This is a genomic window from Pseudomonas sp. JH-2 (assembly GCF_036231725.1).
In the GTDB taxonomy this organism is placed as follows: domain Bacteria; phylum Pseudomonadota; class Gammaproteobacteria; order Pseudomonadales; family Pseudomonadaceae; genus Pseudomonas; species Pseudomonas delhiensis.
Map to the genome: position 1 here is coordinate 80129 of NZ_JAZAQP010000015.1, position 24515 is coordinate 104643.

Annotated in this window: 23 protein-coding genes; 13 read left to right on the forward strand and 10 right to left on the reverse strand. The window is 69.2% G+C overall.

What is annotated here, in order from left to right; all coding sequences use genetic code 11:
* Positions 1-31: 31 nt before the first annotated feature.
* From VV867_RS13205 to VV867_RS13225, 5 genes are all read right to left on the reverse strand, one after another.
* Entirely contained in the window at positions 32-1009 is a 978-nt protein-coding gene (locus VV867_RS13205) for a biotin-dependent carboxyltransferase family protein (protein WP_109931730.1), read from the reverse strand.
* On the reverse strand, positions 999-1877 hold the full coding sequence (locus VV867_RS13210; protein WP_328566617.1) for a 5-oxoprolinase subunit B family protein: 879 nt from the start codon (positions 1875-1877) through the stop codon (positions 999-1001). The genes VV867_RS13205 and VV867_RS13210 overlap by 11 nt, the downstream gene beginning before the upstream one ends.
* Before the next feature lies 1 nt (position 1878).
* Positions 1879-3243 (reverse strand): acetyl-CoA carboxylase biotin carboxylase subunit, encoded by a 1365-nt coding sequence (locus VV867_RS13215; RefSeq protein WP_328566618.1) that lies wholly within the window; start codon positions 3241-3243, stop codon positions 1879-1881.
* Between the two features lie 10 nt (positions 3244-3253).
* Positions 3254-3502, reverse strand: a complete 249-nt coding sequence (locus VV867_RS13220; RefSeq protein ID WP_089392929.1) for an acetyl-CoA carboxylase — start codon at positions 3500-3502, stop codon at positions 3254-3256.
* Between the two features lie 72 nt (positions 3503-3574).
* Positions 3575-4333 carry a 5-oxoprolinase subunit PxpA gene (locus VV867_RS13225; RefSeq protein ID WP_109931725.1) on the reverse strand — a complete coding sequence of 253 codons (759 nt, stop codon included), beginning with the start codon at positions 4331-4333 and terminating at the stop codon, positions 3575-3577.
* Between the two features lie 132 nt (positions 4334-4465).
* On the opposite strand from VV867_RS13225, the gene VV867_RS13230 reads away from it, so the two are divergent.
* From VV867_RS13230 to rarD, 7 genes are all read left to right on the forward strand, one after another.
* Positions 4466-5383: a LysR family transcriptional regulator gene (locus VV867_RS13230; RefSeq protein ID WP_328566619.1), complete on the forward strand. Its 918-nt coding sequence runs from the start codon at positions 4466-4468 to the stop codon at positions 5381-5383.
* A gap of 56 nt (positions 5384-5439) precedes the next feature.
* Positions 5440-5733, forward strand: coding sequence for a hypothetical protein (locus VV867_RS13235; RefSeq protein WP_109931721.1), 294 nt, complete (start codon positions 5440-5442; stop codon positions 5731-5733).
* A 52-nt stretch (positions 5734-5785) separates the two neighbouring features.
* Positions 5786-6484 (forward strand): ComF family protein, encoded by a 699-nt coding sequence (locus tag VV867_RS13240; RefSeq protein ID WP_256595807.1) that lies wholly within the window; start codon positions 5786-5788, stop codon positions 6482-6484.
* A gap of 88 nt (positions 6485-6572) precedes the next feature.
* Positions 6573-7340 carry a TOBE domain-containing protein gene (locus VV867_RS13245; RefSeq protein WP_109931718.1) on the forward strand — a complete coding sequence of 256 codons (768 nt, stop codon included), beginning with the start codon at positions 6573-6575 and terminating at the stop codon, positions 7338-7340.
* 79 nt (positions 7341-7419) lie between these two features.
* Positions 7420-7866: a substrate-binding domain-containing protein gene (locus tag VV867_RS13250; protein WP_109931716.1), complete on the forward strand. Its 447-nt coding sequence runs from the start codon at positions 7420-7422 to the stop codon at positions 7864-7866.
* Positions 7867-8026: 160 nt separating this feature from the next.
* Positions 8027-9001 (forward strand): serine/threonine protein kinase, encoded by a 975-nt coding sequence (locus VV867_RS13255; protein ID WP_109931714.1) that lies wholly within the window; start codon positions 8027-8029, stop codon positions 8999-9001.
* A 344-nt stretch (positions 9002-9345) separates the two neighbouring features.
* On the forward strand, positions 9346-10230 hold the full coding sequence (gene rarD, locus VV867_RS13260) for an EamA family transporter RarD (protein ID WP_275627865.1): 885 nt from the start codon (positions 9346-9348) through the stop codon (positions 10228-10230).
* Between the two features lie 625 nt (positions 10231-10855).
* Here the strand turns inward: rarD and VV867_RS13265 are convergent.
* Together VV867_RS13265 and VV867_RS13270 are read right to left on the reverse strand one after the other, a co-directional pair.
* On the reverse strand, positions 10856-11374 hold the full coding sequence (locus tag VV867_RS13265; protein WP_043269369.1) for a glycine cleavage system protein R: 519 nt from the start codon (positions 11372-11374) through the stop codon (positions 10856-10858).
* Positions 11375-11396: 22 nt separating this feature from the next.
* Entirely contained in the window at positions 11397-11855 is a 459-nt protein-coding gene (locus VV867_RS13270; protein ID WP_328566620.1) for a GNAT family N-acetyltransferase, read from the reverse strand.
* Positions 11856-12147: 292 nt separating this feature from the next.
* Here VV867_RS13270 and VV867_RS13275 point away from each other — a divergent pair, with 292 nt between their 5' ends.
* The 6 genes from VV867_RS13275 (at position 12148) to VV867_RS13300 (ending at position 20435) form a co-directional block, all read left to right on the forward strand.
* A complete protein-coding gene (locus VV867_RS13275; protein ID WP_328566621.1) occupies positions 12148-14337 on the forward strand; it encodes a malate synthase G in 2190 nt (729 codons plus the stop codon).
* A 172-nt stretch (positions 14338-14509) separates the two neighbouring features.
* The gene (locus VV867_RS13280; protein WP_009615470.1) at positions 14510-15028 is read left to right on the forward strand and encodes an RNA polymerase sigma factor; all 519 of its coding nucleotides are present in this window, start codon (positions 14510-14512) and stop codon (positions 15026-15028) included.
* Positions 15025-15984: a FecR family protein gene (locus VV867_RS13285; RefSeq protein WP_328566622.1), complete on the forward strand. Its 960-nt coding sequence runs from the start codon at positions 15025-15027 to the stop codon at positions 15982-15984. Before VV867_RS13280 ends, VV867_RS13285 begins: the two co-directional genes overlap by 4 nt.
* Positions 15985-16320: 336 nt before the next feature.
* Positions 16321-18726 carry a TonB-dependent siderophore receptor gene (locus tag VV867_RS13290; protein ID WP_328566623.1) on the forward strand — a complete coding sequence of 802 codons (2406 nt, stop codon included), beginning with the start codon at positions 16321-16323 and terminating at the stop codon, positions 18724-18726.
* A gap of 116 nt (positions 18727-18842) precedes the next feature.
* Positions 18843-19799 carry a Vgb family protein gene (locus tag VV867_RS13295; protein ID WP_328566624.1) on the forward strand — a complete coding sequence of 319 codons (957 nt, stop codon included), beginning with the start codon at positions 18843-18845 and terminating at the stop codon, positions 19797-19799.
* Between the two features lie 12 nt (positions 19800-19811).
* Entirely contained in the window at positions 19812-20435 is a 624-nt protein-coding gene (locus VV867_RS13300) for a glutathione S-transferase (protein WP_328566625.1), read from the forward strand.
* A 247-nt stretch (positions 20436-20682) separates the two neighbouring features.
* On the opposite strand, the gene creD is transcribed toward VV867_RS13300, so the two are convergent.
* The 3 genes from creD to creB form a co-directional block, all read right to left on the reverse strand.
* Entirely contained in the window at positions 20683-22056 is a 1374-nt protein-coding gene (gene creD, locus VV867_RS13305) for a cell envelope integrity protein CreD (protein WP_328566626.1), read from the reverse strand.
* Positions 22057-22372: 316 nt separating this feature from the next.
* Positions 22373-23791: a two-component system sensor histidine kinase CreC gene (gene creC, locus VV867_RS13310; RefSeq protein ID WP_328566627.1), complete on the reverse strand. Its 1419-nt coding sequence runs from the start codon at positions 23789-23791 to the stop codon at positions 22373-22375.
* Complete coding sequence (gene creB, locus VV867_RS13315; protein WP_109935140.1) at positions 23791-24474, reverse strand: two-component system response regulator CreB; 684 nt, start codon at positions 24472-24474, stop codon at positions 23791-23793. The genes creC and creB overlap by 1 nt, the downstream gene beginning before the upstream one ends.
* Between the last annotated feature and the right edge of the window lie 41 nt (positions 24475-24515).

The window sequence follows — 24515 nt, forward strand, 5'->3', positions numbered from 1 at the left end:
AAGCCGCGGGGTACGCCACCGTGGCGGTCAGCTAGGCCAGGAAGAAGCGGTACAGGTTTTCGACCTGCTGCTTGTAGCGACGCCGCGCCACCAGTGCTTCCTCCAGGGAGATGGCGACGAAACGGGCCTTCTGGTTGGGCTGCAGCTGGGCCATGCGGTCGAGGTCGGCGCTGATCACCGTGCCGATCATCGCGTAGCCGCCGCCGGATACCGCGTCGCGGTGCAGGACGATGGGCTCCAGGCCGCCGGGCACCTGGATGGAGCCGATCGGGTAGCAGGCGTCGACGATGTTCGACGGGTCGGAACCGGCGCCGAACGGCTGCTCGCGTGGCTCGAAGGCCAGCGGCGTGCCGCCCTTGAAGCGGAAGCCGGTACGGTCGGCCTCGGAGCCGACGGTCCAGGTATCGGCGAAGAACTGCTCGGCGGCCTGTGCCGTCAGGCGATGGTGGTAGAGCCCCGGCACCACCCGCAGGCTGATCTCGCCGCCGACCTCGATCTGCAGCGAGCGCGGCAGCGCCAGGCCCTCGCGACCGGCACCAGCGGGGGCGCCCAGGGGCAGCTCGTCGCCGGCCTGCAGGCGCCGCCCGGAGAAGCCGCCGATGCTGCCCAGGCCATAGGTGGAGCGGCTGCCCAGCACCTCGGGCACCTCGATGCCGCCGTCGATGGCGATGTAGCCACGGGCGCCGGCCTTGATGAAGTCGAAGCCCAGCACCTGCCCGGCGCGCACGCGGAAGGCGCAGTCCAGTGGCATCTGGGCGCCGTCCAGGCGTGGCGTCATGGCCGCGCCGCAGACCGCCACCAGGGCATCGCGCTGGAATTCCAGCTGCGGCCCGAGCAGCGTGCACTCCAGCGCCGCGGCGGTGGCCGGGTTGCCCACCAGCAGGTTGGCCGCGCGCAGGGCGTATTGGTCGAGCGCGCCGGAGGGCGGGATGCCCAGGTGGTAGTAGCCTTCTCGGCCGGCGTCCTGCACCGAGGTGGCGAGGCCGGGCTTGAGCACCTTAAGCGACATGGAGCACCTCCTGCAGTCGTTGCTTGCAGCCTTGCGGGTCGGCGAGGAAAGCGTCGAGGTCGAACTCGACCGGGCGGATGCGCAGCGCGAAGCTGCCCGCCTCCACCTCGGCCAGGGCGCGGTCGTACGCCTCGCGGTCGATGGGGCGGAACTGGACGATGTCGCCGGCGCGGAAGAACACCATGGAATCCTGCAGGTAGTCCAGGCGCTGCTGCGGGTCGTAGATCGGCGCCGGGGTGACGCCGAACATCTGGTAGCCGCCGGCGCCGCGCACCGAGTAGATGCAGCCAAAGCAGCCGCCGTGGCCGAGGGTCAGCCTCGGCGTATCGGTACGCGGGCGCAGGTACTTGGGCACCTGCAGCTGCCGCTCGCGCTCGACCATCTGGTACATGAACGGCAGGCCGGCGACGAAGCCGACCATGGAGACGAACCAGGGCGTGCCGCTGTGCGCCTCGATGAACGCCTGGGCGTCCTGGTAGCCGTTGATCCGCGCCGCGTATTCCAGGTCGGTGGAGTCCGGGTCCTGGTGGCGGTCGCGGAAGCGCATCAGCGTCTCATGGGTCCAGGGGTCGTTGTACAGCACCGGGATCTCGATGATCCGCGTGCGGATGCTGCGCTCGGTGGTGGCATGGGCCTCCAGCTCGCGCACCTGCTCCAGCAGCGCCTGCGGGGCCACCTGGTCGGGGTCGAAGCGGACCTGGAAGGAGGCGTTGGCCAGGCACACGTCGAGCACGCCGGGGATGGCCTGGCGCTCGATCGCCCGGGTGATGGCCATGCCGCGGAAGAAGGCCTCCAGCGACATGGATTCGGCGACCTCGGCGAACAGGTGCTCGTCGCCGCCGAAGCTGTAGCGGATCTGCTCGTGCATGTCACACCTCCAGGGCGGCGGCGCGCTCGGCCAGCCAGGTTTCCAGGGTGCCGGTGTCGAACTGCACGGCGCGCACGCGCGGCTCCGCCAGCAGCCAGCGGTGCAGCGACAGGGTGGTGGCCATGCCGCTCAGCTCGGTCTCGTCCAGGGCCTTTTGCGCACGGGCGAAGGCTTCCTCGCGGTCCTTGCCGTGGACGATGATCTTCGCCAGCAGCGAGTCGTAGTAAGGCGGTACGCGGTACCCGGGATACAGGTGGCTGTCCACCCGCACGCCGTCGCCCTGGGGCCAGCCGAGGCCCTCGACCGTGCCCGGGCAGGGGAAGAAGTTGCGCGCCGGATCCTCGGCGTTGATGCGCATTTCCAGCGCCGCGCCGTTCAGGCGGATGTCTTCCTGGCGCAGCGCCAGCGGCTCGCCGCCGGCGATGCGCAGCATGGCCTGGACCAGGTCGATGCCGGTGACCATCTCGCTGACCGGGTGCTCGACCTGGATGCGGGTGTTCATCTCGATGAAGAAGAACTCGCCGCTGTGCGAATCGAACAGGTATTCCAGGGTGCCGGCGCCGCGGTAGCCGAGGCTCTGCGCCAGGCGCACGGCGCTGGCGCAGAGCGCCTCGCGCTGGGCCTCGCTCAATGCCGCCGAGGGTGCCTCCTCGAAGACCTTCTGCCGGCGCCGCTGCAGCGAGCACTCACGCTCGAACAGGTGCACCGCGCGCTGGCCGTCGCCGAGGATCTGCACCTCGATGTGCCGCGCCTGGCGGATGAAACGCTCCAGGTACACCGCGCCGGAACCGAAGGCCGCCTGGGCCTCGCGCTGGGCGATGGGGAATTCGCGGCGCAGCTCCTCGGCGTCGTGGGCGATGCGGATGCCGCGCCCGCCGCCACCGGCCGAAGCCTTGACCAACAGCGGGTAGCCGACCGTTTCGGCACAGCGCAGCGCGGCCTCGACGTCCTCCAGTTCGCCCGGCGAACCCGGTACCACCGGCACCCCGGCGGCCATGGCCGTGCGCCGCGCCTCGGCCTTGTCGCCCATGCGGCGGATGGTCCGCGCATCGGGGCCGACGAAGACCAGCCCGGCGGCGTTGACCGCCTCGGCGAAGTCGGCGTTCTCGGAAAGGAAGCCGTAGCCGGGGTGGATCGAGTCCGCCCCGCTGTCGCGCGCGGCCTGCAACAGCGCCTCGGCGTTCAGGTAGCTGCGGTCGGCGCGGGCCGGGCCGATGATGCGCACCTCGTCGGCCTGGCGCGCGGCCAGCGAGTCGGCGTCCGCCTCGCTGCACGCCGCGACCGTGGGGATGCCCAGGGCCCGCGCCGCGCGGATGATGCGCACGGCGATCTCGCCGCGGTTGGCCACCAGCAGTTTCTTCAGCATGGCCGGGCCCTCACGCGTCGCCGTCGATGGTCGCCAGGGCCTGGCCCGGCTCGATCGGCTCGCCATCCTCCACCAGGAAGGCGCGCAGGGTGCCGGCGCATTCGGCCTGCACCTCGGAGAACTGCTTCATCACTTCCACCAGGCCGATCACGCTGCCCGGCTCGACGCGCTGGCCGGCTTCGGCGTAGTTGGGCGCATCCGGGCTCGGCTTGCGGTAGAAGGTGCCCGGCAAGGGCGACTGCACGGTATGTTCGGCCATGACTGTTCCTCATTGTTCGAATGTATGGATGGCAGATGCAGTGATGGAAGGCCCCGCCAGGCGGGGCGGCGCTCAGCGCGGCGCCTCGATGCGGATGCCGGCGCCCAGCAGGGCGGCGCGTGTCGCCTCGACCAGCGCCAGGGCGCCGGGGGTGTCGCTGTGGATGCAGATGGAGTCGAAGGCGATGGCGATGTCCTCGCCCTCCACCGTGCGCACCCGGCCCTCCTGGCAGGCGCGCAGCACCTTGGCGGCCACCTCCTGGGGATCAAGTGCGCGCACCCGGCGGATGAAGACGATGGAGCCGCTGCGGTCGTAGTCGCGGTCGGCGTAGAACTCGCGCACCACCGGCTGGCCCAGTTCCTGCGCGGCGCGCCAGGTGGCCGAGCCGTCCATGCAGAACAGCGCCAGCTGCGGGTCGAGGCGCTGCAGGGTGGCGACGAACTCGCGGGCCGCCGCCTCGTCGCGGGCCAGGTGCATGTAGAGCGCGCCATGGGGCTTGATGTGCTGCAGGCTCGCCCCCTGCAGGCGGGCGAACTCACGCAGCGCGCCGAGCTGGTAGAGCATGTCGTTGACCAGTTCGGCGGCCGGCGCGTTGATATGCCGCCGGCCGAACCCGACCAGGTCGCGAAACCCGGGGTGCGCGCCTATGCCCACGCCATGTTCCAGGGCCAGCTCGACGGTGCGGCGCATGATGCTCGGGTCGCCGGCGTGGAAACCGGTGGCGATGTTGGCGCTGCTGATCAGCGGCATGATCGCCGCGTCCACGCCATCGCCGATGGTCCAGGGGCCGAAGCCCTCGCCCATGTCGGAATTGAGATCGACTGTCTGCATCGCCGCCCGGCCCCTGTATGCGTTGTTGTGAAGGTCGTTGGGGTGACCTTAAGTCGCAGGGGTGGCATTGGGTAGATTTATTATCCGATACAGTAGATTCTGAAAAACAGATACCTACCGGAGCACCGCCCCATGGCTTTCACCCTGCGCCAGGTACGCTACTTCGTGGCCACCGCCGAGGTCGGGCAGATCTCCCAGGCGGCGCTGAACCTGCACATCTCGCAATCGGCCGTGACCAGCGCCATCCAGGAACTGGAGGGCCTGCTGGGCGCCGCGCTGTTCACCCGCACGGCCCAGGGCATGACCCTCACCGACAACGGCCGGCATTTCCTCAACCACGCCTATTCCATCCTGCGCAGCGTCGAGGACGCGCTGAACAGCCCGCTGCCGGACACCCACCTCAGCGGCAGCCTGAACGTGGCGGCCAGCTACACCGTGATGGGCTACTTCCTGCCGCACCACCTGCAGCGCCTGGCGCAGTGGTACCCGGACCTGAAGCTGCACCTGCACGAGCAGGAACGGGTGGACATCGAGCGCGGCCTGATCGAAGGACGCTACGACATGGCCGTGGTGCTCACCGGCAACCTCACCGAGCCGCAGATCACCGCGGAGACGCTGTTCAGCTCCACCCGCCGCCTCTGGCTGCCGATACGCCACCCGCTGGCCGAACGCACGGCCGTGGGCCTGGCCGACGTGGCCGGCGAGCCGTACATCATGCTGACCGTCGACGAGGCGGGCGAATCCTCCATGCGCTACTGGCAGCACAGCGGCCAGCAGCCGCGGGTGATCCTGCGCACAAGCTCGGTGGAGGCGGTGCGCAGCATGGTCGCCAACGGTTCCGGCGTGGCCATCCTTTCCGACCTCGTCTACCGTCCCTGGTCACTGGAGGGCAAACGCATCGAGACGCTCACGCTGGTCGACGCGGTGCCCTCGATGAGCGTCGGCCTGGCCTGGCACCGCGACCGCGAGTTCACCCCGGCGATGAAGGCGTTCCGCGAATACTTCCGGCAGTCCTTCCTGGCGCCGCAACTGAGCAGCACACGGCGCTGAACCCGGCGGCCTTCGCGCCACTCCAATGGGCGGAACACTGGGAAAACGATACGGACATGGAAACAGAAGGCGTTTTCGACTGGCTCGGCCAGACACTCGGCAAGGCGATCCGCTTCGTCGTCGACCTCCTCTCCGGCCTGCTGGGCAGCATCTGGGCGGCCATGGACCAGTTCCTCCACGGCCTGGCCCGGGCCATCGGAATGGACGTGTCGATCTTCAGCTTCGTCCTACTCTTCCTCGGCCTGTTGCTGCTCTACAGTGGCATCCGCGCCTTCGTCCGGCGCTCGTTCTTCGGCGGCATCCTGCTCACCGTGCTCGGCCTCATCGTGATGAGCTGGCTGATCCACTGAGCGTCCGCCGGGGCATCACCCGGAGGACGCCACCCTGCTCACGTTCGCCCGCCTGCGCGCCCTCCTCGCGCCACCCCTGGACTGCCTGTTCTGCGGCGGCCCTGCCGATACCGGCCTGCCGCTGTGCGCCGGCTGCGATGCCGACCTGCCCTGGCTGGGCGGCCACTGCGGCACCTGCGCCCTGCCGCTGCCGGAACACGGCCTGACCTGCGGCGAATGCCTGCGCCGGCCGCCGCCCTTCGAACAGGTGCTGGCGCCCTGGCGCTACGCCTTCCCGGTGGACGGCGCCATCACCCGCTTCAAGCACCAGGCCGACCGGCCCCTGGGGCGGCTGCTGGGCCAGTTGCTGGGGCGCCACCTGCGGCATGCCTTCGCCGAGGGCCTGCCGCTGCCCGACCTGCTCCTGCCGGTGCCCCTGGCCCCGCGCCGGCAGCGCCGGCGCGGCTTCAACCAGGCCGAGCTGCTGGCCCGCAACCTGGCCGCGGAGCTCGGCCTGCCCTGGCGCCAGCCGCTGCGCCGGGTGCGCGACACTCCGGCGCAGCAGGGCCTGGACAAGGCCGAGCGACGGCGCAACCTGCGCCAGGCCTTCGCCCTGGACGACGCTACGGCCCTGCGCGGCCTGCACCTGGCGCTGGTGGACGACGTGCTGACCACCGGCGCCACCGCCACGGCCCTGGCGCAGCTGCTGCGACGTGCCGGCGCAGAGCGGGTGGACGTCTACTGCCTGGCCCGCACGCCGAAGCCGGGCTGAACCCGCGGCGGGCATCCGACGGATTCCCCTTGCCTTTTGCCGGCGCAGCTACCAGCCTCGCCCTATCGCGAACACAACAACGAAAACGATGACCAGCCTCAGCCTCCTCACCCAGCACGTCACCCGCCGCCCGCAACGCATCGCCCTGCTCGCGCAGATCGCCGCGCTGGGCTCCATCACCCAGGCCGCCAAGGCCGCCGGCATGAGCTACAAGACCGCCTGGGATGCGGTGGACGAGCTGAACAACCTGGCCGAACGCCCGCTGGTGGAACGCAGCGTCGGCGGCAAGGGCGGCGGCGGCGCGCGCCTGACGCCGGCCGGCGAGCGCCTGCTGGCGCTGTACCAGCGCCTGGAGGAGCTGCGCGAGCGCATGCTCGAAACCATCGAGGAAGACGGCGAGGACCTGGAGCTGATCGGCCGCCTGATGCTGCGCACCAGCGCGCGCAACCAGCTGCACGGGCGCGTCTGCAGCATCGAGCCGGCGGGGCTGAACGACCTGGTCGGCATCGACCTGCCCGGCGGCGCGCGCATCCACGCGCGCATCACCCGCGAAAGCACCGAGAAGCTGGAACTGCGCGAAGGCCTGCCGGTGATCGCGCTGATGAAGGCCGGCTGGCTCTACGTCGACCTGCCGCAGATCGAGTGCCCGGCCGGGCTCAACGCCCTGGAGGGGCGGGTCGAGGACATCCGCGAGGCCGGCGACGGCCCCAGCGAGGTGCGCATCCAGCTGCCCGGCGGGCAGATGCTCTGCGCCCTGGTGGACCAGGAACGCATCGACATCCTCCGCCTGGCCCCCGGCAGCCGGGTGCGCACGCAGTTCTCCCCGGCGCAGGTGATCCTCGGCACGCCGGTCTGAGCGAAGCCTGCCTTGAGTCAACGGCCGGCGCCGGCGGTGGGGTTCCAATAGGCCATCCCACTGCCCTGAGCCCCCGCCCATGCGCCGCTTCCTGATCCCCCTGCTGCTGATGTGCAGCGCCCTGTTGCCATCGATCGGCCAGGCCACCCCCGACGTCCTGCGCGTGGCCAGCGGCCACCAGCCGATGGCGGCCCTGGAGGCGCTGGCCGACCAGTACCAGTTGCAGACCGGCAACAAGGTCCTGCTGATCGAGGGCGACAGCGCCGAGCTGGCCCGCGACATCGGCCAGGGCATGCCCTTCGACCTGTTCTTCGCCGATGACGGCGCCCACGGCGTGCAGGCGCTGCATGCCCAGGGCCGCGGCGAAGCGCCGCGACCCTATGCCTGCGCCCCGCAGGCGCAGTATTACCTGGTGCTGGTGGAAGGCCCGCGGCACGTGCTGGCGGAACGCTTCTTCAGCTACCTGAAGGCGCACCCCGAGGCGCTGGCCAAGGCCGGCTTCCACTTCGGCGCCTGCAGCAACTGACGACACCCACGTAGGATGGCGTTGAGCGAAGCGATACCCATCGTTTTCGCAAGCTAGACCCATCCTGCGAAGAGTCCCCCAGGCGTAATGGCGCAGGAGCCAGCAATCCCACGGCGGTGTGCGTAGACTAGGGGCCTGTTCACAGTCCTGGATCGCCGCCATGTCCCATCCCTTCTCCGCCCTCACGCCCGACCTGGTCCTCGACGCGGTGGAAAGCCTGGGCTACCTCAGCGACGCGCGGGTGCTGGCGCTCAACAGCTACGAGAACCGCGTCTACCAGGTGGGCATCGAGGACGAGCAGCCGCTGATCGCCAAGTTCTACCGCCCCGGGCGCTGGAGCGATGCGGCTATCCGCGAGGAGCACGCCTTCTCCGCCGAGCTGGCCGAATGCGAGGTGCCGGTGGTGGCGCCGCTGGTGCGCGACGGCGAAAGCCTGTTCGAGTTCGCCGGCTTCCGCTTCGCCCTGTTCCCCCGCCGTGGCGGCCGCGCCCCGGAGCCGGGCAACCTCGACGAGCTGTACCGCCTGGGCCAGTTGCTCGGCCGCCTGCACGCGGTAGGCGCCACGCGCCCCTTCGAGCACCGCGAGCAGCTGACTGTGGATAACTTCGGCCACCAGTCCCTGGCCACCCTGCTGGAAGGCAACTTCGTACCCAAGAGCCTGCTGCCGGCCTACGAGTCGGTGGCCCGCGACCTGCTCAAGCGCCTGGACGCCCTGTTCGTCGACAACCGCTATACCTCCATCCGCCTGCACGGCGACCTGCACCCGGGCAACCTGCTGTGCCGCGACGAGGCCTACCACATGGTCGACCTGGACGATTGCCGCATGGGCCCGGCGGTTCAGGACCTGTGGATGATGCTCGCCGGCGAGCGCCAGGAGCGCCTGCTGCAACTCTCGGAGCTGATCGACGGCTACCAGGAGTTCCACGACTTCGACCCGCGCCAGCTGCCGCTGATCGAGGGCCTGCGCACCCTGCGCCTGATGCACTACAGCGCCTGGCTGGCACGGCGCTGGGACGACCCGGCGTTCCCGCCGAGCTTCCCCTGGTTCGGCAGCGAGCGCTACTGGGGCGAGCAGGTGCTGGTGCTGCGCGAGCAGATGGCGGCGCTGGACGAGGAGCCGCTGCGGTTGTTCTGAGCCATCCCACCGCGCTCCTACGACCATGCTCGACCGTAGGGCGAATAACCGTTCGCGGTTATCCGCCGCCGGCCGGAACACCGGTGTCCGGGACCATTGGCGGATAACGCTGTAGGCGTTATCCGCCCTACGGGTTGCAAGGGGGCGGCGTTGGCGGGGTTGAGCGAAGCGATACCCATCGGAACCCAATAGACGATTGCTCCCACGGTTTGGCCGAGGCGTAACATCCGCTTTACGGCCAATTCCCCGCACCACCCGGCAACGGAAACTGAACACACAGACAACATCGGCCGCGCCCCCTAGAATGGCGCGGCCACTCTTCTCTACTGCCGCAAGGACGTCCGATGGCCACCGCCAATCCCCGCCGGGGCTATGCCCTGGGCCTGACCGCCTATGTCATCTGGGGACTCTTCCCGGTCTACTTCAAGCTGCTGGAACGCATTCCCGCCCTGGAAATCATCACCCACCGGGCCATCTGGTCGGCGCTGTTCGGCGCCGCGCTGCTGCTGGTGTGGAAGCACCCCGGCTGGTGGCGCGAACTGCGCGAAAACCCGCGGCGCCTGGCCGTGCTCGGCGCCAGCGGGGTGCTGATCGCCAGCAACTGGCTGGTCTACGTCTGGGCGGTGAACAACGGGCACATGCTCGAGGCCAGCCTGGGCTACTACATCAACCCGCTGATCAACGTGCTGCTCGGCCTGGTGGTGCTGCGCGAGCGCCTGCGCCCGCTGCAATGGGTGGCCGTGGGCCTGGCCGCCCTCGGCGTGGCCCAGCAGGTCTGGCAACTGGGCAGCCTGCCCTGGGTGTCGCTGGCGCTGGCGCTGACCTTCGGCTTCTACGGGCTGATCCGCAAGCAGGCGCCGGTGGACGCCCTGCCCGGCCTGGTGGTGGAAACCTGGATGCTGCTGCCGCTGGCCCTGGTCTGGCTGCTGCTGTTCGCCGACGGCCCCAGCGCCCACCTGGACTTCTGGAGCAGCCCGCAGGCGCTCTGGCTGGCCGCCGCCGGCCCCGTCACCCTGGTGCCGCTGGTGTGCTTCAACGCCGCCGCCCGCCACCTGCCCTACGCGACCCTGGGCTTCCTGCAGTACATCGCGCCGACCCTGGTGCTGCTGCAGGCCGTCCTGCTGTTCGGCGAGCACCTCAACCCGACGCGCCTGGTCGCCTTCGGCTGCATCTGGGCGGCGCTGGTGGTGTACAGCGTGGACATCTGGTACCGCCTGCGGCGCGCCTGATCATTTCCTGAGCGATAGCTTGCAGGCCCCGTCCGGCGGGGCCTGCAGCCAGGCATCCGGAACTTTTCCACAGTTTCATCCAGCGCTGGCGGGGATAACCCCGCAATTCCGCAGCCGGACCGAAGCGCCGTGGCAACGGCAGCGATGGCTGCTCAGAACGCGTACAAATGCCTGCAGAGCACGTGGCCAAAGGCCGCCAGCGATCTACCCAAGGGTTTTCCACAGGGCTTTCCCGGGTTTCTGTGCAGGACCACGACGGGCCTGGCGCTTTTTTGAGCACTCCCCGCGGAACCAGCATCCACGCAGTCTGTAGCCAGGCATACAGCAGTTGCCCACAGCGCGACCCGCGGTTTTTGTGCAAAGACGTGGATAGGCCGCCCACCCCGGCGGCCGCCCCGGGCACGGATCATTTTCTGAGCGAACCGCCAGAGGTCACGCACAGCCTGACGTACAGCCATCCATCCACAGCCAACCAACAGGACAACCCACGGTGATTGTGGGCAACCCGTGGCGACCTGTTCACAGCGAAGCACTGCGCCTGAAACGCCGCCATGCGGGCCTTCCAGCGTTCAACGCACATTTCCTCAACAGACTTATGCACAGGCCGCCGGTGTTTTTCCGCGCCTCAGTCCTCCTTGTGGAAATTCAGGTCCACCATGAGGTCGTCGGCCAAGGCCTCCAGGTGCTGCTGCAACTGTTCCAGCGGCAACGTCAGCGGCACCGCCAGCACCGCATCGGCGTGGAACAACGGCTCGCCGCTCATGGGCGCCGGCAGCACCTCGGTGGTCAGCCGCTCCAGGTTGACGCCGTGCTCGGCCAGCAGGCGGGTGATGTCGCGGACGATGCCGGGGCGGTCGTTGCCCACCAGGTCGAGGTGGATCGGCTTCCAGTTGCAGGAGGGCTCGATGCCGCTGTCGGCCAGCAGCACGCGGATGCCGTGGTCGCCCAACTCCTGCAGGCCTTCCACCAGTTCGTCGTAGCCTTCGGCCGGCACCGCCACCCGCAGGATGCCGGCGAACTGCCCGGCCATGCGCGACATGCGGCTTTCCAGCCAGTTGCCGCCGTGGCCGGCGATGCATTGGGCGATGCGTTCCACCAGCCCCGGCTGGTCCTGGGCGATGATGGTGAGCACGAGATGGTTCATGGCAGCCTCCTGCGTCGATGCGTCAGCCCCGGGCCTCGCCCAGGTCCAGCCAGTAGGTGTAGAAACGTTCGTCACGCTGGTAGCCCAGGCGCTCGTAGAGGCCCTGGGCATTGCGGTTGTCCTTCGCCGTTTCCAGCTGCAGGCCGCAGGCGCCGCTGGCCTCGGCGTGGGCGCGGGCGGCGTTCATCAGCGCCTCGCCATGGCCGTCGCGGCGGGCCGCCGGGAGCACGTAGAGGTCGCTGAGCAGCCAGGCCGGGCGGAGTGCAAGGGAGGCGAAGAAGGGGTACAACTGGACGAAGCCCAGGCCCACGCCGTCGATGCTGCGCGCCAGGTAGATCACCGATTCGCCGCGCTCCAGGCGCTGGGCGAGAAACTCGCGGACGTCCGCCGGGGGCGCCGGCACTTCGTAGAAATCCAGGTAGCCGGCGAACAGCGGGACCAGCTCGTCGAGGTCGGCAAGGGTGGCGCGGGCGATGGGCATGGGGATCCTCCGAGGGTGAAGCCTGAGTATAGGCTGCGGCACGGAGCCAGCTGCGACGGGGCGTCGCAGGTTCCTCGCCGAATGAATCGTGTACTGTTTTCAGATTTATCTGGAACAATTCACCAGTTTTTTGCGAACATTGTTGCTGCTACGTGACTGAGATGCGTTCTTTGGTCTAACCGCGACGCAAGCCCACTGATTTTTCCCACGGCATCATGTAGTATTCCGCGGCTCGGACTACAAGGCGTCTTGCCTGGGTTCCGAGCTGGTCCTGAGCAGAGTGAGGCAAGCAATGACTGAACGCGTTCAAGTCGGTGGCCTGCAGGTCGCCAAAGTCCTGTTCGACTTCGTCAACGACGAAGCCATCCCCGGTACCGGCGTAGACGCCGGCAAGTTCTGGGCAGGCGTGGAGGCCGTGGTCAACGACCTGGCCCCGAAGAACAAGGCCCTGCTCGCCAAGCGCGACGAGCTGCAGGCCAAGATCGATGGCTGGCACCAGGCTCGCGCCGGCCAGGCCCATGATGCCGCGGCCTACAAGGCCTTCCTGCAGGAGATCGGCTACCTGCTGCCCGAAGCCGAAGACTTCCAGGCCAGCACCCAGAACGTCGACGAAGAAATCGCCCACATGGCCGGCCCGCAGCTGGTGGTGCCGGTGATGAACGCACGCTTCGCCCTGAACGCCTCCAACGCCCGCTGGGGCTCGCTGTACGACGCGCTCTACGGCACCGACGCCATCAGCGAAGAGAACGGCGCCGAGAAGGGCAAGGGCTACAACAAGGTCCGCGGCGACAAGGTCATCGCCTTCGCCCGCGCCTTCCTCGACGAGGCCGCGCCGCTGGAAGGCGGTAGCCACGTCGACGCCACCGCCTACACCGTGAACAACGGCGCCCTGGTGGTCACCCTGAAGAACGGCAGCCAGACCGGCCTGAAGAACGCCGCCCAGTTCATCGCCTTCCAGGGCGAAGCGGCCAAGCCGCAAGCCGTGCTGCTCAAGCACAACGGCCTGCACTTCGAAATCCAGATCGACCCCACCAGCCCGATCGGCCAGACCGACGCCGCCGGCGTGAAAGACGTGCTGATGGAGTCCGCGCTGACCACCATCATGGACTGCGAAGACTCGGTCGCCGCCGTCGATGCCGACGACAAAGTGGTCATCTACCGCAACTGGCTGGGCCTGATGAAAGGCGACCTGGCCGAGGAAGTCAGCAAGGGCGGCAGCACCTTCACCCGCACCATGAACCCGGACCGCGTCTACACCAAGGCCGACGGCTCGGCGCTGACCCTGCACGGCCGTTCGCTGCTGTTCGTGCGCAACGTCGGTCACCTGATGACCAACGATGCCATCCTCGACAAGAACGGCAACGAGGTTCCCGAAGGCATCCAGGACGGCCTGTTCACCAGCCTGATCGCCATCCACAACCTCAACGGCAACACCAGCCGCAAGAACACCCGCACCGGCTCGGTGTACATCGTCAAGCCGAAGATGCACGGCCCGGAAGAAGTCGCCTTCACCAGCGAGCTGTTCAGCCGCGTCGAGGACGTCCTCGGCCTGCCGCGCAACACCCTGAAGGTCGGCATCATGGACGAGGAGCGCCGCACCACCATCAACCTCAAGGCCTGCATCAAGGAAGCCCGCGAGCGCGTGGTGTTCATCAACACCGGCTTCCTCGACCGGACCGGTGACGAGATCCACACCTCCATGGAAGCCGGCGCCGTGGTGCGCAAGGGCGCCATGAAGACCGAGAAGTGGATCGGCGCCTACGAGAACAACAACGTCGACGTCGGCCTGGCCACCGGCCTGCAGGGCAAGGCGCAGATCGGCAAGGGCATGTGGGCCATGCCGGACCTGATGGCCGCCATGCTCGAGCAGAAGATCGCCCACCCGCTGGCCGGCGCCAACACCGCCTGGGTGCCCTCGCCCACCGCGGCCACCCTGCACGCGCTGCACTACCACAAGGTCGACGTGTTCGCCCGCCAGGCCGAACTGGCCAAGCGCGCACCGGCCTCGGTCGACGACATCCTGAGCATTCCGCTGGCGCCGAACACCAACTGGAGCGCGGAAGAGATCAAGAACGAGATCGACAACAACGCCCAAGGCATCCTCGGCTACGTGGTGCGCTGGATCGACCAGGGCGTCGGCTGCTCCAAGGTGCCGGACATCAATGACGTCGGCCTGATGGAAGACCGCGCCACCCTGCGCATCTCCAGCCAGCTGCTGGCCAACTGGCTGCGCCACGGCGTGATCACCGAGGAGCAGGTGGTCGAGAGCCTGAAGCGCATGGCTGCGGTGGTCGACCGGCAGAACGCCAACGACCCGCTGTACCGCCCGATGGCGCCGAACTTCGACGACAACGTGGCCTTCCAGGCCGCGCTGGAACTGGTGGTCGAAGGCACCAAGCAGCCCAACGGCTACACCGAGCCGGTGCTGCACCGCCGTCGTCGCGAGTTCAAGGTGAAGAGCAAGGCGAAAAACGGCCTCTGATTCGCGCCAGCGTGAGCTGAAAAACCGCCCTTCGGGGCGGTTTTTTCATTTCTGGCCCGCCTTTTTCCCGAAAACCGACAGGCGCCGATTGCGCAGGCTGGTTGCACTTTGCGATCATTTGCGAATAGTTATCGTTTTGTCGTTCATTCCGAATCGGGGTGGGGGAGCAAAGGTGTCGGCAGTCCAGACTGGCAATGGCGAATTCGTAGGCGCGCTCTACCGCGACCATCGCGACTGGCTGCTCGCCTGGCTCAATCGCAGCGTCGGCTGTCCGCAGCGCGCCGAGGACCTCGGCCAGGACACCTTCGTGCGCATCCTCGGCCGCCGCGAGCTGCCCAGCCTGCGTGAGCCGCGGGCCTTCCTGGTGACCGTGGCCAAGGGCCTGCTGGTGGACCACTGGCGCCGCCAGGCGCTGGAGCAGGCCTACCTCGACGAACTGCTGCAGCTGCCCGAGGCCGAGCAGCCCTCGGTGGAAACCCAGTTCCTCATCCTCGCCGACCTGCGCGAGATCGACCGCCTGCTGGGCAAGCTGTCCAGCCGCGCGCGCAGCGCCTTCCTGCTCAACCGCCTGGATGGCCTGGGCCACGCCGAGATCGCCGAGCGCCTGGGCGTGTCGGTACCCAGGGTGCGCCAGTACATCGCCCAGGGCCTGCGCCAGTGCTACATCGCCCTGTACGGCGAGCCGACATGAAGGGCCCGGTCTCCGTCCGCATCCTCGACGAGGCCATCGCCTGGCAGCTGCGCCTGGGCTCCGGCGAGGCCCGTGCCGAAGACGAAGCCGCCTTCGCCCACTGGCACGCCGCCCACAGCGAACACGCCCGCGCCTGGCACCAGTTGGGCATGCTCGACCACAACCTGGGCGCGGCCGCCGCCCCCGCGGCGCGCAGCGCCCTGCTGCGGGCGCCGGGCGAGTCGCGGCGCAAGCTGCGGCGGCTGGCCGGCACCGGCCTGTCGCTGCTGCTGGCCGGGATGCTGGCCCTGGGCGTGGGCAACCGCTACCTGCCGCTGCGCTACGCCCTGGCCGACGTGGTCACCGGCACCGGCGAGCTGCGCGAACTGCGCCTGCCCGACGACACCCTGGTGCAACTGGACAGCCGCACCGCCCTGGACATCCGCTTCGACGCCAGCGAGCGGCGCATCGTCCTGCTCGACGGCGAAATCATGGTGCAGACCGCCCACGGCGACAGCCGCCCGTTCATCGTCGAGACCCGCGACGGCCGCCTGCGCGCCCTGGGCACCCGCTTCCTGGTGGAGCGCCGGGCCGACGGTACCCTGCTCAGCGTGCTGCAGTCCGCGGTGGCGGCCAGACCCGAACGGGGCCGCGACGAGACCGTCATCCCCCAGGGGCGCCACGTGCTGGTGCGCGCCGACGGCCTGGGGCCGCTGGAAGCCAACAGCGCCACCGCCGACGCCTGGACCCACGGCATGCTGGTGGCCGACAACCTGCGCCTGGCCGACCTGCTGGAGAAACTCGGCCAGTACCGCAGCGGCTACCTCGGCCTGGACCCGGCGCTGGCCGACATGCGCATCAGCGGCAGCTTCTCCCTGCGCGACACCGACCTGGCCCTGGATTCGCTGCCGCCGAGCCTGCCGGTGCGCATCGAGCGCCACGGCGACTGGTGGGCGAAGGTGGTGCCGCGCGGCTGAGCCTGCCGGCCGCGCGAAATGCTCTTCGTAAAAACGCTCTTCGTAGGAGCGAGCTTGCTCGCGAATGGCATTTACCGGGGACAACGGTGCTTCGGATTTGCTCCGCTCCCTCTCCCCAACCCTCTCCCTGAAGGGAGAGGGTGCTGTCCGGCATGAACGGGAAGTTCGGCGCAAACCTGAGACGACCTTGTCCGCGATAGCCGAACGCCCCTTGATCACGCTGTATCGGACTGGAAATAGGCCCCGCGAAATTTTTTCGCACAGCCCTATCACTTTTCGATTGTCGTCCGGCAATCAGGCGAACGAAACATATTCACACCCAGGAGTGAATCCCCGATGCCGTCCCCCACCATGGCCTTCCGCCCGCACCTGCTGGCCGCCGCCATCCTCCTCGCCAGCCCGCTGGCTTCCGTCGCCGCCGACGCCGTACGCGACTACCAGTTGCCCGCCGCCCCGCTGGCCAGCACCCTCAACCGCATCGCCGCGGAAGCCGGGATCAGCCTGAGCCTCGACCCGGCCCTGGCCAGCGGCCGCAACGCCCATGCCGTGCAAGGCCGCTACGACGGCCTCGGCGCCCTGCGCCAGGCGCTGGAAGGCACCGGCCTGGAGCTGGTGGAGAACGCCGGCAGCTACAGCGTGCGCCCGCTGCCCAAGGACACCCTGGCCATGGGCGCCACCACCGTGAGCGCCGTGCAGGAAGACCCGGACGGCCCGGCCGTCGGCTACCTCGCCACCCGCACCCGCGCCGGCACCAAGACCGACAGTTCGATCCTCGAGACGCCCAAGTCGGTCTCCGTGGCCACCCGCGAGCAGATGCAGGACCGCAACGTGCAGAACCTCGACGACGCGGTGCGCTACATGCCCGGCGTGATCGCCAGCAGCTACGGCAGCGACACCCGCGCCGAATGGCTGAAGGTGCGCGGCTTCGAGCCCACCCAGTTCCTCGACGGCCTGCCCCTGCCCAAGGGCTCCTACACCATGCCCAAGCTGGAGACCTGGGACCTGGAGCGCGTCGCCCTGCTGCGTGGCCCGGCTTCCTCGCTGTACGGCCAGACCCCGCCCGGCGGCCTGCTGGACATGGTCAGCCGCCGCCCGCAGGAGGAAAGCAGCCATGAAGTGCAGCTGCAGGTCGGCAGCTACGAGCACAAGCAGATTGCCTTCGACAGCACCGGCAAGATCGACGACCAGGGCCAGATGCTCTACCGCGTCAGCGGCGTGGTCCGCGACAGCAACACCCAGGTCGAGCATGTCGACAGCAAGCGCTACAACATCGCGCCGAGCGTCACCTGGAACTTCAGCGACGACACCCGCCTGACCTTCCTCTCGCAGTTCAACCGCGACGATACCGGCATCACCAGCCAGTTCCTGCCGCTGCAGGGCACCAAGCTGTCGACCCCGGCGGGCAAGGTGAAATTCCACGAGAACCTGGGCGACCCGGACTGGGAATTCTACGACAAGACCTACTACGCCCTGGGCTACGCCTTCGAGCACCGCATCAACGACGTCTGGCAGTTCCGCCAGAACCTGCGCTACACCAAGAGCGACCTGTCGTTCCAGGGCATCACCGCCGGCGGCTGGGCCACCGCGGTGAGCGACGACGGCACCCTGGCGCGCGGCGCCAACGTGGTCAACGAAGACATCAGCCAGTTCGCCATCGACAACAACTTCCAGGCCGACTTCGCCACCGGCCCGGTCAAGCACACCCTGCTACTGGGCCTGGACCACCAGCGCGCCAACACCAACTACCAGTGGCTGTACGGCAGCGCGCCGAGCAGCAACATCATCCACCCGGTCTACGGCCAGGATTTCAGCAACGTCAGCTATACCGCATACAACGACTACGACCAGAAGATGCGCGACACCGGCCTCTACGCCCAGGACCAGATGGCCCTGGACAACTGGCGCCTGACCCTCGGCGGCCGCCAGGACTGGGCCCATACCGGCTCGAAGTTCTACAACGCCGGCGGCGCCACCGACACCCGCCGCGACAGCCAGTTCAGCGGCAACGCGGCGCTCAGCTACGTGTTCGAGAATGGCCTGGCGCCCTACGTGTCCTACGCCGAGTCGTTCCGGACCGAGGCCGGCGGCAACAACGGCGCCGCCTTCGAGCCGAGCACCGGCAAGCAGTACGAAGTGGGCGTGAAATACCAGCCGACCGGCAGCAACCTGCTGCTCAGCGCCGCCGTCTACGACCTGACCCGCCAGAACATCGTGCTCTCCGATTCCCTGGGCCGCAGCAGCCCGGTGGGTGAGGCGCAGGTCCGCGGCTTCGAGCTGGAGGCGGTCGGCGACGTCACCGAGAACCTCAAGATCACCGCCGCCTACACCTACTCCAACAGCAAGATGACCAAGGTCGCCAACCCGCTGGACAAGAACCGCCCGCTGCCGCTGCCCCCGGAGAACCAGGCCTCGCTGTGGGCCGACTACACCTGGCACCAGGGGCTGCTCGACGGCTTCGGCGTCGGCTTCGGCACCCGCTACGTGGGCGAGACCGACAACATCGCCATCGGCAGCATGGGCTACGTGCGCAACAAGTCGGACGGCCACACCGGCTCCTACACCCTGTACGACGCCGCGGTGCGCTACGACCTCGGTCGCCTGGACAGCAACCTCAAGGGCCTGAGCGTGGCGGTGAACGCCAACAACGTGTTCGACAAGGAGTACATCTCCACCTGCGACGGCTTCTACTGCTACTACGGCGACCGTCGCAACGTGGTCGCCAGCGTCGACTACAAGTTCTGACCTCCGGCCGCCATGGCGGCCGCCCTCCCCACGGCGCGTTCCCCGCGCGCCGTTCGCCTCCCGGCGCGTGGCGCGCTACAGTGCGCCTTCCAACGGCCACGCCCGGGAGCACCCCCATGCCGCAAAGCCCGCGACTCCTGCCCGCCCTGCTCGGCCTCCTGCTGAGCTGCACCGCCCACGCCGCAGACCCGCAGTACTACCCCCTGAGCAAAGGCAGCGCGCCCCAGGCCGTGGCCATGCTCGACGACGGCCGGCTGTGGTACGTCGCCGGGGGCAATGGTTCGCTGGGCCGCTTCGACCCGCAGAGCGGCCAGGACGAGCAGGTCAGCCTGGGCAAGGGCTCGCAGCCGCGCGCCGTGCTGGCCGGCCCGGACGGCGAGGCCTGGATCGCCGACAGCGGCCTCAACGCCCTGGTGCGCGTCGACCCGGACCGCCTCGGCAGCGAGGTGGTGCCGCTGCCCAAGGAGGCCGCCGACGCCGGCCTGGACAGCCTGGCCTACGATGACGACCACGACATCTGGTTCACCGGCGCGAAGGGTTTCTACGGCCGCATCGACCCCGCCACGCACAAGCTCGAGGTCTGGGCCACGCCCGGCGGCAAGAGCGCCCAGGGCCTGGCGGTGACGCCCGACGGCCAGGTCTGGTACGCCTCCGCCGACGACGACAGCATCAACCGCATCGATCCCCTCGGCCAGGCCGTCACCCGCTTCCCGCTGCCCGAACCAGGCGGGCGACCGCAGCAACTGGGCGCCGACTCCATCGGCCGGCTGTGGGTCAGCGAAGCCGGCAGCGGCCGGCTCGGCCGCTTCGACCCCAGCGACGGCAAGTGGAAGAGCTGGCGCCTGCCCGGCGACCACCCGCAGCCCGGCGCGCTCTACGTCGATGCCATGGACCGCGTGTGGCTCAGCGACCCGGGCGGCGACGCCGTGTTGCGCTTCGACCCGCAGAGCGAGAAATTCACCGCCTACCCCAGCGACCAGGCCGAGGCCCGGGTCAGCCAGCTCAGCGGCCGCCCCGGCGAGGTCTGGGGCGCCGACGCCGGCAGCGATAGGCTGCTGGTCATCCGCGAATAACCAGGAGACGCCATGAGCCCCACCCTCACCCTGTTCCACGCCCCCGCCTCGCCCTTCGTGCGCAAGGTCATGGTGCTGCTGCACGAGACCGGCCAGCTCGACAAGGTGCGCCTGCAGGCCGCCAGCCTCAGCCCGGTGAGCCCGGACGCCGGGGTCAACGCCTGCAACCCGGCGGGCAAGATCCCCTGCCTGCGCCTGGCCGACGGCCAGGCCCTGTACGACAGCCGGGTGATAGCCGAATATCTCGACCAGCAGCACGCCGGCGAACCGCTGATCCCCCGCGAAGGCCCGCAGCGCTGGCAGCGCCTGACCCTCGCCGCGCTGGCCGACGCCGTCATGGACGCCGCCGTGCTGAGCCGCTACGAAACCTTCGTGCGCCCCGAGCAGAAGCGCTGGGACGACTGGCTGCAGGGCCAGCAGCAGAAGATCGAGCGTGCCCTGGAGCACTTCGAGAACGAGGCCTTCGCGACGCTGAACGAGCGCTTCGACATCGTTGCCATCGGCCTGGCCTGCGCCCTGGGCTACTTCGACTTCCGCCGCCCCGACTGGGCCTGGCGCGAGCGCTACCCGAAGCTGGCGGCCTGGTACGCCGAGGCCGCCAGGCGCCCCTCCCTGCAGGCCACCCAGCCGGCCTGACGGATCGGCACGGCGGATAACGCTGACGCGTTATTCGCCGCGGGCAGCAGGGCCAGGCTGGGCGCGCCCCCCGCTCTTCGTAGGAGCGAGCTTGCTCGCGAACCCTTCCCCGCGCACCCGCAACACCAGGCCGGCGATCCGCCGGGCCAGGCGCCGGCCGGCCCGGCGCTCCTCGCGCAACCCGCCCCAGGCGCTCACCGGCGCGCTCCCGGCAGTACAGCGATCAGCAGCTGCATGGCGGCCTCCTTCAGCCTTCGTGGCTCACTTCGTCCAGGGAAAACCGCGGCTCCGCGCGCCGGCCGACGCCGTACCAGTCCAGCCGGCGGGTCAGCGCCATCACCCCGGCGAGCACCGCGAACAACAGCAGCGAGCCCATCAGCAGCGCATAGTCCTCGGCCCGCAGCAGGCCATAGAGCATGGCGTAGAGCAGCCCCAGGCCGGCGCCGAAGGCGCAGCCGCGCACCACGCTGCGCAGCACCGTGCACAGGTAGAAGCCGATCAATGCCACGCAGGCGCCGGCGGAGGCCAGGTAGGCACGCTCGAAGCCAACGTGCTCGGCCAGCGACAGCAACAGCAGGTAGAACAGCGCCAGGGCCAGGCCCACCAGGGCGTACTGCACCGGGTGCAGGGCCAGGCCCTTGAGCACCTCGAAGAGGAAGAAGCCGGCGAAGGTCAGGCCGATGAACAGCAGCGCGTACTTCAGCGCGCGATCGGCCTTGAGGTACTGGTCCACCGGGTCCACCAGGCTGACGCCGAAGCCGCGCGAATCGAAGGTGTCGCAGCCCTTGCCGGCGAAGCAGTTCTGCAGCGCCTCCTCCATGCTGCTGGCGAAGAAGCTGGTGCGCCAGCGCGCGCTGAAGCCGTCGGCGCCGATGCTGCGCTCCACCGGCAGGAACTCGCCGCCGAAGCTGGGGTGCGGCCAGTCGGCCTTGAGGTTGACCTGGCTGTCGCGGCCCACCGGGGTGATGTCCAGCCGCGAGCTGCCCAGCAGGGCCAGTTCGAAGGCGTAGTCGAAGCGCTGTTCGGCGGCGCTGGCGTCCAGCGGCAGGGGCGCGTGCACGCCCTCGCCCAGGCGCTGCGAGCGGCTGCCGGGGGCGAAGTCCAGGGTGCGGTCGTCGAGGCTCAGCTTGAGCGCGTTCTGGATGCCACGCACGTCGCTGATGCCCACCGCCAGGAACGGCTGCTCGAAGCGGTAGCTGCCCAGGTCGTCGCGCACGCCGTAGTGCGCCGGCACCACGAAACTGCCGCTGACGCGGCTTTCCAGGTGGTACAGGCGCGCCTCGTAGATGCCGCGGTGGCGCAGCTCGGTGCTCATCTGGCCGTCGACCAGGAAGGTCTCCGGCAGGAAGTACAGGCGCCCGCGCTTCTCCCGCTGCACCTGCACGCGGGTGCCGCTGCGCTCGTCGCGCTCCCACTCCAGCACCTGGCGCACGTAGGGCACCACCAGCAGCGGCCCGCGCAGGCGCTGGGCGTAGGCGGAACTGCGGGCGATGTCCTGCAGCACGCCGTCGCGGTAGGCCTGCCGCTCCACGACCAGGCCATCGATCATCAGCAGGGGGACCAGCAGCAGGAGCATGAGCACGGCGATGGCGCCGAGCTTGAAAAGCAGGGGGCGGTTCATGGGGGCTCTCCGGGGGTTAGGGTGGTGGAGAGTCTGATTGGCGTAGGTGGAGGGTTTGTGGAGCGGGAATGGGGAGATTGTGGGGATTGTGTGGGGGCTTGCTTCGGTGTGGTGGGTGGGCGCCTTTCCCTCTCCCTAACCCTCTCCCTGAAGGGAGAGGGGACCGTTCGGAGCGCTTGGATGCTCTGGAGTTCGCCGGATGCCGTGACGCCCGGCTGAAGCCTTGCTTTCAGCCGGCACGGACAAGCCCCCTCTCCCTTCAGGGCGGGGCGCGCAGCCGAGGGCTGGGGAGAGGGGCTCTCTGGCTCTTCCCTTGTCAGCCAGCCGGCAACTCCAACCAAGCCTTCACCCCACCCTCGACATTCCCCACACCCAGCCTTCCACCATGCAACCCCGCCACCTCGGCAACGAAGTTCAGCCCAAGCCCGGTGCTCTTGCGCCCCGTCCCCGGCCGCGGCAGGGAATAGAACCGCTCCGTCAGCCGCTCCAGCGCATAGTCCGGAATCGCCGGCCCCTCGTTGAACAGCACCAGGCGCCAGCTTTCCCCCTCGCGCAGGGCGCTGAAGCGGATCAGGCCACCAGCCGGGGTGAAGTCCAGGGCATTGTCCAGCAGGTTGCCCAGCGCCTGGCGCAACAGGAAGCGCTCCCCCACCACCAGCGCTTCCTCCGGCACCGCGTTCTCCACCCGCAAGCCTTCCAGGCGCGCCAGGTTGGCCTGCAGCAGTTCCGCCACCAGTTCGTGCAGGTTTACCGATTCGCTTTCCTCCAGGCCCTGGCGCTGTTCCACCTGGGCCAGGTTCAGCAGGCGCTCCACCAGTTGCTGCAGGCGCTGGCTCTCGCCGGCGATGTTGCCGACGAAGCGCTCGCGCTGCGCCGCCGGCATCTCGCCTTCGAGTAGTTCGGCGGCGCCGCGGATGGCCGCCAGCGGGCTCTTCAGCTCGTGGGTCAGGGTGTGCACGTAGCGCTCGACGTAGGCCTTGCCCTCCAGTTGCACGCGCATGCGCTCCACCGCCTCGGCCAGTTGTGCCATCTCGCCGCCGCGGTAGCGCGGCAGTTCGGCGCGGCGGCCCTCGCTGACCGCCTGGGCGTAGCGGGTGAGCTTGCGCAGGGCGCCGCTCAGCCACCAGGAGAGCAGCCCGCCGACCAGCAGGCCGAGCACGATAAGGCCGCCGCCGAGCCAGGCCAGGCGCCGCTGCGAGCGTTCGATGTAGGGCTGCAGGGTGCGGTTGGGCTTGGACACCGAGACCACGCCGATGATCTTCTCGCCGTCCTTGATCGGCGCCGCCACGTACATCACCGAGGAGTCCGGGTCGTCCGCCGACTCGCGGCTGGAGCGCGCGCCGTACTTGCCCTGCAGGGTCAGGTAGACGTCGTTCCAGCGCGAGTAGTCCTGGCCCACCGCCTCGCCGGCCGAGTCGAGCAGGACGATGCCGCGGGCGTCGGTGACGTAGATACGGTGGTTCACCGCGTTCTTGCGCACGCCCCAGATGTCCGCCTGGGGGCTGCGCGCGCCGTAGGCCTTGAGCAGCTCGGGGAGCTGGCTGTGGACCAGGGTGCCGTGCTTCAGGTCGTCGCGCAGCACCTCGGCCAGCAGGTTGGCGGTGTCCACCAGGGTTTCCTCGGTGGACTGGCGCACCCCGGGGCGGATCTCGTCCATCACCGTGCTCAGCACGAAGTAGGCGGTCAGCCCGACGAACAGGAAGTACGCCAGGAAGATCCGCACGCCCAGCGGCATCAGGCCTTCTCCGCCGCGTAGCTGTAGCCCAGGCCGCGGTGCGTCTGGATCGGCTCGGCATCCGCGGCCACCTGGCGCAGCTTGGCGCGCAGGCTCTTGATGTGGCTGTCGATGTTGCGCTCGTAGCCGGCCTGGGCCGCCACGCCCAGGGCCTGCAGCAGCAACTCGCGGCTGAACACCCGGCCCGGGCGCGCCAGCAGCGCCTGGAGCAGGCGGAATTCATGGAGGGTGAGGTTCAGCGCCTGGCCGCGGTAGTGGATCAGGAAGCGCGCCTCGTCCACCTGGAAGGGCCCGGCCGGCGCCGCTTCGGCGCTGGCGCGGGGCGGGCCGCGGCGGAGGATGGCCTTGACCCGCGCAGCCACCTCGCGCGGGCTGAAGGGCTTGACCACGTAGTCGTCGGCGCCGATCTCCAGGCCCACCACGCGGTCGATCTCGGCGTCGCGGGCGGTGAGGAAGATCACCGGCACCTCGGAGAAGCGGCGCAGTTGGCGGCAGGCCTCGAAGCCGCTGATGTCGGGCAGGCCGACGTCGAGGATGACCAGGTCGAAGGCCTCCTCGCGCAGGCGCTGCAGGGCCTCGCCGGCCAGGCTCAGCCAGGTGGCGGCGAAGCCTTCGGCCTGCAGGGCGTAGAGCAGGGTGTCGGCGATGGCGGCTTCGTCTTCGACGATGAGGATGTGCGGCATGGCTTCCGTGCGCGGGGGTGGCGGTCCTCCATCAAGCCGCA

What these genes read in the sequence shown, in the direction of transcription:
- VV867_RS13205 (WP_109931730.1), bottom strand. Translation starts at nt 1,009, where the DNA reads ATGTCGCTTAAGGTGCTCAAGCCCGGCCTCGCCACCTCGGTGCAGGAC.
- VV867_RS13210 (WP_328566617.1), bottom strand. Translation starts at nt 1,877, where the DNA reads ATGCACGAGCAGATCCGCTACAGCTTCGGCGGCGACGAGCACCTGTTC.
- VV867_RS13215 (WP_328566618.1), bottom strand. Translation starts at nt 3,243, where the DNA reads ATGCTGAAGAAACTGCTGGTGGCCAACCGCGGCGAGATCGCCGTGCGC.
- VV867_RS13220 (WP_089392929.1), bottom strand. Translation starts at nt 3,502, where the DNA reads ATGGCCGAACATACCGTGCAGTCGCCCTTGCCGGGCACCTTCTACCGC.
- VV867_RS13225 (WP_109931725.1), bottom strand. Translation starts at nt 4,333, where the DNA reads ATGCAGACAGTCGATCTCAATTCCGACATGGGCGAGGGCTTCGGCCCC.
- VV867_RS13230 (WP_328566619.1), top strand. Translation starts at nt 4,466, where the DNA reads ATGGCTTTCACCCTGCGCCAGGTACGCTACTTCGTGGCCACCGCCGAG.
- VV867_RS13235 (WP_109931721.1), top strand. Translation starts at nt 5,440, where the DNA reads ATGGAAACAGAAGGCGTTTTCGACTGGCTCGGCCAGACACTCGGCAAG.
- VV867_RS13245 (WP_109931718.1), top strand. Translation starts at nt 6,573, where the DNA reads ATGACCAGCCTCAGCCTCCTCACCCAGCACGTCACCCGCCGCCCGCAA.
- VV867_RS13250 (WP_109931716.1), top strand. Translation starts at nt 7,420, where the DNA reads ATGCGCCGCTTCCTGATCCCCCTGCTGCTGATGTGCAGCGCCCTGTTG.
- VV867_RS13255 (WP_109931714.1), top strand. Translation starts at nt 8,027, where the DNA reads ATGTCCCATCCCTTCTCCGCCCTCACGCCCGACCTGGTCCTCGACGCG.
- rarD (WP_275627865.1), top strand. Translation starts at nt 9,346, where the DNA reads ATGGCCACCGCCAATCCCCGCCGGGGCTATGCCCTGGGCCTGACCGCC.
- VV867_RS13265 (WP_043269369.1), bottom strand. Translation starts at nt 11,374, where the DNA reads ATGAACCATCTCGTGCTCACCATCATCGCCCAGGACCAGCCGGGGCTG.
- VV867_RS13270 (WP_328566620.1), bottom strand. Translation starts at nt 11,855, where the DNA reads ATGCCCATCGCCCGCGCCACCCTTGCCGACCTCGACGAGCTGGTCCCG.
- VV867_RS13275 (WP_328566621.1), top strand. Translation starts at nt 12,148, where the DNA reads ATGACTGAACGCGTTCAAGTCGGTGGCCTGCAGGTCGCCAAAGTCCTG.
- VV867_RS13285 (WP_328566622.1), top strand. Translation starts at nt 15,025, where the DNA reads ATGAAGGGCCCGGTCTCCGTCCGCATCCTCGACGAGGCCATCGCCTGG.
- VV867_RS13290 (WP_328566623.1), top strand. Translation starts at nt 16,321, where the DNA reads ATGCCGTCCCCCACCATGGCCTTCCGCCCGCACCTGCTGGCCGCCGCC.
- VV867_RS13295 (WP_328566624.1), top strand. Translation starts at nt 18,843, where the DNA reads ATGCCGCAAAGCCCGCGACTCCTGCCCGCCCTGCTCGGCCTCCTGCTG.
- VV867_RS13300 (WP_328566625.1), top strand. Translation starts at nt 19,812, where the DNA reads ATGAGCCCCACCCTCACCCTGTTCCACGCCCCCGCCTCGCCCTTCGTG.
- creD (WP_328566626.1), bottom strand. Translation starts at nt 22,056, where the DNA reads ATGAACCGCCCCCTGCTTTTCAAGCTCGGCGCCATCGCCGTGCTCATG.
- creC (WP_328566627.1), bottom strand. Translation starts at nt 23,791, where the DNA reads ATGCCGCTGGGCGTGCGGATCTTCCTGGCGTACTTCCTGTTCGTCGGG.
- creB (WP_109935140.1), bottom strand. Translation starts at nt 24,474, where the DNA reads ATGCCGCACATCCTCATCGTCGAAGACGAAGCCGCCATCGCCGACACC.